9 protein-coding genes are annotated in these 8,089 nt (G+C 68.7%); 1 reads left to right on the forward strand and 8 read right to left on the reverse strand.

What is annotated here, in order from left to right; translation table 11 throughout:
- Window positions 1–2: 2 nt before the first annotated feature.
- Window positions 3–341: a hypothetical protein gene (locus ASD34_RS08230; protein WP_056575514.1), complete on the reverse strand. Its 339-nt coding sequence runs from the start codon at window positions 339–341 to the stop codon at window positions 3–5.
- A 172-nt stretch (window positions 342–513) separates the two neighbouring features.
- Between ASD34_RS08230 and ASD34_RS08235 the strand changes: the two genes are divergently transcribed.
- Entirely contained in the window at window positions 514–2,028 is a 1,515-nt protein-coding gene (locus ASD34_RS08235) for a PLP-dependent aminotransferase family protein (protein ID WP_056575516.1), read from the forward strand.
- Here ASD34_RS08235 and ASD34_RS08240 read toward each other — a convergent pair.
- From ASD34_RS08240 to ASD34_RS08270, 7 genes are all read right to left on the reverse strand, one after another.
- On the reverse strand, window positions 2,001–2,927 hold the full coding sequence (locus tag ASD34_RS08240; protein WP_056575519.1) for an ROK family protein: 927 nt from the start codon (window positions 2,925–2,927) through the stop codon (window positions 2,001–2,003). The two genes, ASD34_RS08235 and ASD34_RS08240, sit on opposite strands and share 28 nt — an antisense overlap.
- Before the next feature lie 51 nt (window positions 2,928–2,978).
- Complete coding sequence (locus ASD34_RS08245) at window positions 2,979–3,173, reverse strand: DUF2905 domain-containing protein (RefSeq protein ID WP_056575522.1); 195 nt, start codon at window positions 3,171–3,173, stop codon at window positions 2,979–2,981.
- A 9-nt stretch (window positions 3,174–3,182) separates the two neighbouring features.
- Window positions 3,183–3,959, reverse strand: a complete 777-nt coding sequence (gene hisN, locus ASD34_RS08250) for a histidinol-phosphatase (RefSeq protein ID WP_056575526.1) — start codon at window positions 3,957–3,959, stop codon at window positions 3,183–3,185.
- A 100-nt stretch (window positions 3,960–4,059) separates the two neighbouring features.
- Window positions 4,060–4,929 (reverse strand): ABC transporter permease, encoded by an 870-nt coding sequence (locus ASD34_RS08255; RefSeq protein WP_056575529.1) that lies wholly within the window; start codon window positions 4,927–4,929, stop codon window positions 4,060–4,062.
- Window positions 4,926–5,786, reverse strand: a complete 861-nt coding sequence (locus ASD34_RS08260) for an ABC transporter ATP-binding protein (RefSeq protein WP_200937558.1) — start codon at window positions 5,784–5,786, stop codon at window positions 4,926–4,928. The genes ASD34_RS08255 and ASD34_RS08260 overlap by 4 nt, the downstream gene beginning before the upstream one ends.
- 59 nt (window positions 5,787–5,845) lie before the next feature.
- Window positions 5,846–6,856 carry an ABC transporter substrate-binding protein gene (locus tag ASD34_RS08265; protein WP_056575533.1) on the reverse strand — a complete coding sequence of 337 codons (1,011 nt, stop codon included), beginning with the start codon at window positions 6,854–6,856 and terminating at the stop codon, window positions 5,846–5,848.
- Between the two features lie 32 nt (window positions 6,857–6,888).
- Window positions 6,889–7,785, reverse strand: a complete 897-nt coding sequence (locus ASD34_RS08270; protein ID WP_056575536.1) for a TauD/TfdA dioxygenase family protein — start codon at window positions 7,783–7,785, stop codon at window positions 6,889–6,891.
- Between the last annotated feature and the right edge of the window lie 304 nt (window positions 7,786–8,089).

Genomic DNA, 8,089 nt, shown 5'->3' on the forward strand with positions numbered 1-8,089 from the left:
CCTCACCACCCCGTCAGCAAGCGCACGAAGCGCATCACCGGCCGTGCGGGCGCCGGGGTGGTGGCCTGCCGGGATGCCTGCGCCGGCGCATGCATCCGCAGGTGCACCGGCGTGATGGCCGACACCTCGATCCACCCGCCCTGCGGCACGCAGTGCATATCGCCTTCGCCGAGCAGCGTCTCGGTCATGAACACCGTCTCGCCCAGCCAGCCCGGCGGCGACACCACGCGGGCGCGGCCCTCGGCCAGCTGAAGCCAGGTGCCCGCATCGACCGCGGTGCGCAGCGACTGGCCGGGTTCGAGGACGATGGAATCGGGGGCTTCGGACAGGGTGGTGATCATGGCGGACCTCGGGTGGATGTGGGCTTCATCGTAGGAATTCCGTCGCCCGAAAAACAGGCACACCCGATGGCTATTGCGACCGGAACAGCCGGGCCGCCACACCATCTGTTATGGTCGTTTTCCCAAGAAACTGCATCTGTTTTCGGATGCCCGATGCGGGGAACATCGACCCATGGACTCGCTACCGCTCTACCGCCAGCTCGCGGCGCACTACGTCGACGCGATCCATGCCGGCTCGCTCAAGGCGGGCGACAAGCTCCCGTCGCTGCGCAGCCTGATGCGGCTGCACGACATCAGCCTCTCGACCGCGCTGCAGGTCTGCCGCGCCATGGAAAGCGACGGCTGGGTCGAGGCGCGCGACCGCTCCGGCTACTTCGTGCGCCGCCCGCAGCGCCTGGCCATCGCGGCCATGGAAGAACCCGTGTCCGGCCTGCCGCCCGACCCGGCGCAGTTCGTCAGCATGCGCACACGCATGGCCAACTTCATGGCGCGCGGGCGCCTCAACGAAGTGAAGCTCAACTTCGCAATCTCGCGCGCCGCACCCGAGCTCTACCCGGCCGAAGCGCTGCGCAACGCCATGACGCGTGCGCTGCGCCAGCGCCCCGAGCTGCTGACCACCGCCTCGTCGCAAAAAGGCCATGAGCAGTTCCGCCAGGTGGTGGCCCAGCGCAATCTGCGCGTGGGCATGACCGTGGCGCCCGACGACGTGCTGGTCACCAACGGCTGCATCGAGGCGCTGAACCTCGCGCTGCGCGCCATCGCCAAGCCCGGCGACACCGTGGCGGTCGAATCGCCCACCTTCTACGGCCTGCTGCAGGTGCTCGAAAGCCTGGGCCTGCGTGGGCTGGAGATTCCCACCAGTCCGCAGACCGGCATCTCGCTGGAGGCGCTCGACCTGGCCATCCACACCTACGACGACATCAAGGCCGTGGTGGTCGTGCCGCACCTGCAGAACCCCATCGGCAGCGTGATGCCCGACGCCCACAAGCAGCGGCTGGTGCAGATGTGCGAGAGCCACGGCATCGCGCTGGTCGAGGACGACACCTACAGCGACCTGGTGGAAACCGAGGTGCCGCTGCGCGCCATCAAGTCCTGGGACCGCACGGGCAACGTGGTGTATTGCGCCTCGCTGCACAAGGTGCTGGCGCCGGGCCTGCGGCTGGGCTGGATCACGGCCGGGCGCTGGCATGCGCAGGTCGAGATGCTCAAGTACGCGCAGACGCGCAACAACGAGGCACTGGCGCAGATCGCCGCGGGCGAGATCATTGCCAGCGGCGGCTACGACCGCCACCTGCGCCGGCTGCGCGAACGCCTGCACACGCAACGCGACCAGACGGCAGACGCCATCGCCCGCTACTTCCCGGCCGGCACGCGGCTGAACCTGCCGCGCGGCGGTTTCCAGCTGTGGGTGGAGTTGCCCGATCGACTGTCGTCGGTGGCGGTGTTCGAGGCGGCGCTGCGTGAGCACATGCTGGTGGCGCCGGGCGCGCAGTTCTCGAACGCCTCGCGCTTCGACCACTACCTGCGCATCAACTGCGGCTGGCCCTTCAGCGAAGCCGTCGATGCGGGGCTGCGGCGATTGGGGCGGATCGTCGAGGAAGGCTGCGCCGCGCAGAAGAACAAGCCGGCGACGCTGGTCCGGTCGCCGCGCGCGGCGGCTCAGTCGAGCAGCGCCAGGGCCGCGTAGTCGCCCACCTTGTCGCCGAGCCCGGCGGGCACCAGCAGCACGCCGCGCGTGAGCGGCAGCAGCTTGCCGTCGACCTGCGCCTGCAGCCGCGGCAGCACGAAGTCGCGGTGGTGCCAGAACACGCTGCCGCCCAGGCTGATGCGCTGCAGGTCGAGCGTGATGACCAGGTTGTAGAGCATGCGGCCGATCACGCGGCACAGCGCGTCGGCCTTCTCGAGTGCGGCAGCGTCACCGGCCGCAGCGGCCGTGAACAGATCGGCCGCGGGTTGGCCGAAGCGGTGCGCGATCGAGTTGCCGCCCGCCAGCGCTTCCACGTCGCCCAGGTTGCCGCAACCGCACAGCGCGCCGCTGTCGTCGTCGACCACGAAGCTGTGGCCCGCATGGCCGGCGTTGCCGTTCTTGCCGCGCAGCGCCTTGCCGTCGACGCACAGGCCCACGCCCACGCCGGTGCTCCAGGTGGCGTAGGCGCAGTTGTCGAGCCCCTTCAGCGCGCCCCAGTGGCGCTCGGCCTCGAGCGCGGCCACGGCGTCGTTCTCGACGCGCACGCGGCCGAAGCGGCGCACCAGCGGCGCCTCGACGATGGCCGTCATCCAATTGTTGGGCAGCCCGCGCGACGGGCCGGCGATGCCGCCGCAAATGTTGGGCGTGGCCAGCTCGACCATGCCGTCGTGCAGTTCGAAGGGCCCGGTCGACGACACGCCCACGCGGTCGATGCTGGCCGGGTCGATGCCCTGCTCGGCGCACACCTCGTCGATGAGCCGCAGAATCTGCACGGCCACGGCGTCGTTGCTGCCGGTCTTGGCGGTGGGCTCGCTGCGGCGGCCGATCAATGGCGCGTCGCTCGAAGCGGAAAGGCTCACGGCGACCTTGGTGCCGCCGATGTCTACGCAGGCTCTCATTGCAGGGTTCTCTTCTTTCTCAAGCGCTTCTCAGGCGTCGACGCGCCGTGCTCAGAGCAGCCGCGCCACCAGCGCCGCGATCATGCTGAGCACCACGGTGCTCGCGATCGGCAGCTGCCAGTCGCGGCCAAAGGCGCGAAACTCGAAATCGCCGGGCAGCCGTCCGAAGCCGAAGCGGCGCAGCCAGGCGGTCAGGCCGCTCATGAGCACCAGCGCGAGGACGACGACGATCAGCCAGCGGAACATGCCGACAGTCTAGGCCGCGAGCACGGCCAGGGCTTGTCGGTGAAGTTCGGGTGTGGCTGCAGCGATCACGCGCTGGTCGGGATTCAGCCCGAGCGGCCGGCCCTCCCAATCGGTGACGACGCCGCCTGCGGCCTCGATCAAACCCGTCGGGCCCAGGAAGTCGTAGGGCTGCAGCCCGGTCTCGACCACGAGGTCGATGGTGCCGCCCGCGAGCTGCGCGTAGCCGTAGCAGTCGCCGCCGAAACGGCGCATCGCGCACTGGCGGCTCAGGCTGTCGAAGGCGCTCCAGTCGGTCGGCGAGAAGATGTCGGGCGAGGTGGTCACGATGCGGGCCTTGGCGATCTCGGTGCAGCCGCTCACGCGCACGGGCTGGCCGTCGCGCGTGGCGCCCTTGCCGGCCTCGCCGATCCAGCGTTCCTTCAGCACCGGCATGTCGACCATGCCGAGCACCACGCGACCGCCCTGCAGCACACCGATGAGCGTGCCCCACAGCGGCGAGCCGGTGATGAAGCTGCGCGTGCCGTCGATCGGGTCGAGCACCCAGATGCGGTCGGCGTCGAGCCGCTCGGGGCCGTGCTCCTCGCCGAAGATGCCGTCGATGGGCACACGTGCGCCGAGGATCTCGCGCATCGCCGTCTCGGCGGCGCGGTCGGCCAGCGTGACCGGGCTTTCGTCGGCCTTGGTGATGATGTCCAGCGGCGTGCGGAAGTAGCGCATCGACTGGGCGGCGGCGGCATCGGCCAGCGCACCGGCGATCGCGGAAAGGTCGGGGGCGAAAGAGCTCATGGGAAGGACAGAACGCGTGCCAAAAGCTGCGATTAGACCCGAGCCCGCGCCTCTCCCACCATCGCCGGGGCATTCGCCCGGCCCACTGCACTGGCCTCGGCTACCGCTGCTGGCCCCAGCGCCGCACCGTGAGTCGCTCCAGCGTGCGAAAGCCCAGGCTTTCCACCAGCAGGCCGATCAGCACCACCAGCGCGAGGCCGGCGAACACCCGGTCGGTGTACAGCTCGTTGCGGTTCTGGAAGATGTACCAACCCAGCCCGCCCTTGCCCGACGAGGCGCCGAACACCAGCTCGGCCGCGATCAGCGTGCGCCACGCAAAGGCCCAGCCGATCTTCAGCCCCGACAGGATCGACGGCAGCGCGGCCGGCACCAGGATCTGCAGCACGTAGCGCAGCCCCTTCAGCCCGTAGTTGCGCCCCGCCATGCGCAGCGTCTCGGGCACGCCCTGGAAGCCGGCGTACGTGTTGAGCGCCAGCGGCCACAGCACCGAATGGATCAGCACGAACACCAGGCTGCCCCGGCCCAGCCCGAACCACAGCAGCGCCAGCGGCAGCAGCGCGATCGCGGGCAGCGGGTTGAACATCGAGGTCAGCGTGTCCAGCAGATCGCGCCCGATGCGCGTGGACACCGCCAGCGTGGTGAGCCCGAAGGCCAGCAGCACGCCCGCGAGGTAGCCCTGCAGCAGCACGGCCAGCGAGATGCGCACCTTCTCGACCAGCTCGCCGCTGGCCAGCCCTTCGACCAATGCGCGGGCGGTGGCGGTGAAGGTGGGCAGCAGCAGGTCGTTGTCCTGCCAGCGCGCCGCCAGCTCCCACAGCACGGCGATGACGGCGAGGATCAGGCCCTTGCGCAGCCAGGTGTGCGAGGCGACGCGCGTGGCCAGCGGCAGCGCGCGCTCCACCGGCAATCCGGTGAAGGGCTCGAGCGTGCGCTCGTACTCGGGGCGGATGGGTGGCGTCAGGGTGCTCATGGGGTGCCCTGTTCTTCCTCGAACAGCATGTCGTGGATGCGCCGCGCCGTCGCCTGGAAATCCGCACCGCCCAGGCTGTCCAGCGAGTAACCGTGGCTGTTGAGTTCGGCACGCATGCGCCCCGGGTGCGGCGACAGCAGCGCCACGCGGTTGCCCACCACCAGCGCCTCCTCGATCGAGTGGGTGACGAACAGCAGCGTGAAGCGCACCTCGTCCCACAGTTCGAGCAGCTCCTGCTGCATGCGGCGGCGCGTGAGCGCGTCGAGCGCGGCAAAGGGCTCGTCCATCAGCAGCACGCGCGGCTGCATCGCCAGCGCGCGGGCGATCGCCACGCGCTGCTTCATGCCGCCCGAGAGCTGGTGCGGATGCACGTCGGCGAACTTCGACAGGCCCACCTTGTCCAGATAGTGCAGCGCGCGCTCGGCCGCTTCCTTGCGGCCCAGCGTGCGCGAGGCGAGCAGCGGGAACATCACGTTCTGCTTCACCGTCTTCCACGGCGGCAGCTGGTCGAACTCCTGGAACACGACGATGCGATCGGGGCCCGGCTGCGTCACGCGCCGGCCGTCGAGACGAATCTCGCCCTCGACCGGCGGAATGAAGCCGGCCACGGCCTTGAGCAGCGTGGACTTGCCGCAGCCCGAGGGGCCGAGCAACACGAAGCGGTCGGCGGCGTGCACGTCGAAGCTCACGCGGTGCGTGGCGCGCACCACGCGCTCGGGCGTGCGGTACTCGAGGCTGACGTGGTCGACCTGGAGCAGCGGCGCAAGGTCGTGGCGATGGCCTTGCGCCCGCGCCTCCCGGAGGGCCGGGGCGGGAGCCCGCAGCGCCTGCTTCGCCACCGCGATGCCGGCGCCCATCCCCACCTCGCCCCAGAGGGGGAGGCCGTCCAGCGCCGATCGCGCCTTCGCCGTACTCATCAGTTCCCCGAAGCCGTGTGCGCGTCGTCGAAGAAATAGTCCTTCACCGACGCCGGCTTGTTCTTGATCGCGCCCACGCGGTGCATGAACTCCGCGAACACGTAGGTGTTCTGCGGCGCGGTCTTGAACTGCACCTCGGGGTTCTTGATGATCTTCAGCAGCAGTTCGCGGTCGAGCTTCGCGTGGCTCACCTTCAGGTAGATGTCGGCCGCCTTCTCGGGGTTGGCCGTGACGAACTTCGCCGCCTCGTCGAGCGCATCGACGAAGGCCTTGTAGGTCTTCGGGTTTTCGCTGCGGAATTTCTCGGTCGCGTACAGCACCGTGGCCGACGACGGCCCGCCCAGCACCTGGTACGAGTTCAGCACGATGCGCGCGTTCGGGTTGCCCGCGAGTTCCTGCTCCTGGAATGGCGGATTGCCGAAGTGCCCCGTGATCTCCGTGCCGCCCTTGATGATGGCCGCCGCTGCATCGGGGTGCGGCAGCGCGACGCTGATCTTGTCGAGCCGGTTGAACTCCTTCTCGCCCCACAGCTTGGCCGAGGCGATCTGCAGCACCCGCGACTGCACCGACACGCCCACGGCCGGCAGCGCGATGCGGTCCTTGTCCGTGAAGTCGGCGATCGTCTTCACGTTCGGGTTGTTGCTCACCAGGTAGTACGGGAAGTTGCCCAGCGACGCCACACCCTTCACGTTCTGCTTGCCCTTCGTGCGGTCCCACAGCGTGAGCAGCGGCCCCACGCCGGCGCCCGCGATCTCGATGTTGCCCGACAGCAGTGCGTCGTTCACCGCCGACCCGCCAGAGAGCTTGACCCACTCGACCTTCGCATCAATGCCCGCGGCCTTGGCGTGCTTCTCGATCAGCTTGTGCTCCTGCGCCACGTTGAGCAGCAGGTAGACGATGCCGAACTGCTCGGCGATGCGGATCTGCCCTTCGGCCTGCGCAGCCAGGCTGCCGGCGAGAAGGCCGAGGCCCGTGACGAGCGCAGCGGCGCGGCGTGTGAAGCGGTTCATTGAAAGTCCGAAAGAAGGAAGAGAGAAAGAAATCAGAAAGGCGTGTCGCCCACGACCGTGGTGCGGTTCAAGCGGCGGCGCAGGTGGTCGGGCGTGCCTGCCGCGAGGTGCATCAGCGAGCGGTTGTCCCAGAACACCAGGTCGTGCGGCGCCCACGCGTGGCGATACACGAACTCGGGCTTCACGCTGTGCGCGAACAGCTCGGCCAGCAGCGCATCGCTCTCGCCTGGCGGCAGACCGACGATGCGCGTCGTGAAGTGCTCGCTGACGAACAGCGCCTTGCGCCCCGTCTGCGGATGCGTGCGCACCACCGGCTGCACGGCGGGCGCGACCTGGTCGATCTGCGCTTGAGACAACTTGGGCCGCCACGGATTCTTCGCACGCAGTTCCTCATACTTCGCGAGGTAGCTGTGCTCCGCCTTCAGCGGCAGGATGCACTGCTGCAGTTCGGGCGACAGCGCTTCCCACGCCAGATGCTGGTCGGCGAAGAGCGTGTCGCCGCCCTCGCTCGGCAGCTCCTGCGCGTGCAGCAGCGAGCCGAGACTGGGCTTGGGCTTGTACGAAATGTCGGAGTGCCAGTACACCCCCGCATCGCCCAGACCGATCGGCTCGCCGTTCTCCTTGATGTTCGAGACGATCAGGATCTCGGGGTGGTCCTTCAGCTGGAACTGGTGCAGCACGTGGATCTCGAGCGGCCCGAAGCGGCGGCTGAAATCGATGTGCTGCGCGGGCGTGATGCGCTGGTCGCGAAAGACCAGCACGTGGTGCTCCAGGTGCGCGCGGTGGATGCGTTGGAAGTCGGCGGCGTTGATCGGCTCAGCGATGTCGAGCCCGACGATCTCCGCACCGACCGGCGCATCGAAAGGCCGCACCTCGAAGTGCTGCGCCGGGGCATCGGTGGGGGGTGCGCGGGAAAGAACGGCAGTCATGCCGCGAATGTAGAAGCGCGCCCATCATTCCCCAACGAAGTCTTTGTTGCTTGCTTATGACCAACTCTTTCCGTTGAAAGCACAAGGCGCCCAAAGCGCGCAGCGCCTTTGGCGCCATGGTGGCCGAGCGCAGCGACGGCCCGCCCGGCATCCAAGCCCCTCTGGCTGCGCCGAGGAGCGCAGCGTTTCGCGGATCAGGGCTCGCCCTTGTTTGAGCGAAGCGAGTTTGNCAGCGAAGCGGAGGGTCGCAGACAGTGGGGTCGCCTTTTCTTTGCTTACTTTCTTTTGGCGAAGCAAAAGAAAG

The sequence above is a fragment of the Variovorax sp. Root473 genome, from assembly GCF_001426505.1.
In the GTDB taxonomy this organism is placed as follows: domain Bacteria; phylum Pseudomonadota; class Gammaproteobacteria; order Burkholderiales; family Burkholderiaceae_C; genus Variovorax.

Excerpts from the sequence above, each read along its gene's own strand:
- ASD34_RS08230 (WP_056575514.1), bottom strand. The coding sequence starts at position 341 with ATGATCACCACCCTGTCCGAAGCCCCCGATTCCATCGTCCTCGAACCC.
- ASD34_RS08235 (WP_056575516.1), top strand. The coding sequence starts at position 514 with ATGGACTCGCTACCGCTCTACCGCCAGCTCGCGGCGCACTACGTCGAC.
- ASD34_RS08240 (WP_056575519.1), bottom strand. The coding sequence starts at position 2,927 with ATGAGAGCCTGCGTAGACATCGGCGGCACCAAGGTCGCCGTGAGCCTT.
- ASD34_RS08245 (WP_056575522.1), bottom strand. The coding sequence starts at position 3,173 with ATGTTCCGCTGGCTGATCGTCGTCGTCCTCGCGCTGGTGCTCATGAGC.
- hisN (WP_056575526.1), bottom strand. The coding sequence starts at position 3,959 with ATGAGCTCTTTCGCCCCCGACCTTTCCGCGATCGCCGGTGCGCTGGCC.
- ASD34_RS08255 (WP_056575529.1), bottom strand. The coding sequence starts at position 4,929 with ATGAGCACCCTGACGCCACCCATCCGCCCCGAGTACGAGCGCACGCTC.
- ASD34_RS08260 (WP_200937558.1), bottom strand. The coding sequence starts at position 5,786 with ATGGGCGCCGGCATCGCGGTGGCGAAGCAGGCGCTGCGGGCTCCCGCC.
- ASD34_RS08265 (WP_056575533.1), bottom strand. The coding sequence starts at position 6,856 with ATGAACCGCTTCACACGCCGCGCCGCTGCGCTCGTCACGGGCCTCGGC.
- ASD34_RS08270 (WP_056575536.1), bottom strand. The coding sequence starts at position 7,785 with ATGACTGCCGTTCTTTCCCGCGCACCCCCCACCGATGCCCCGGCGCAG.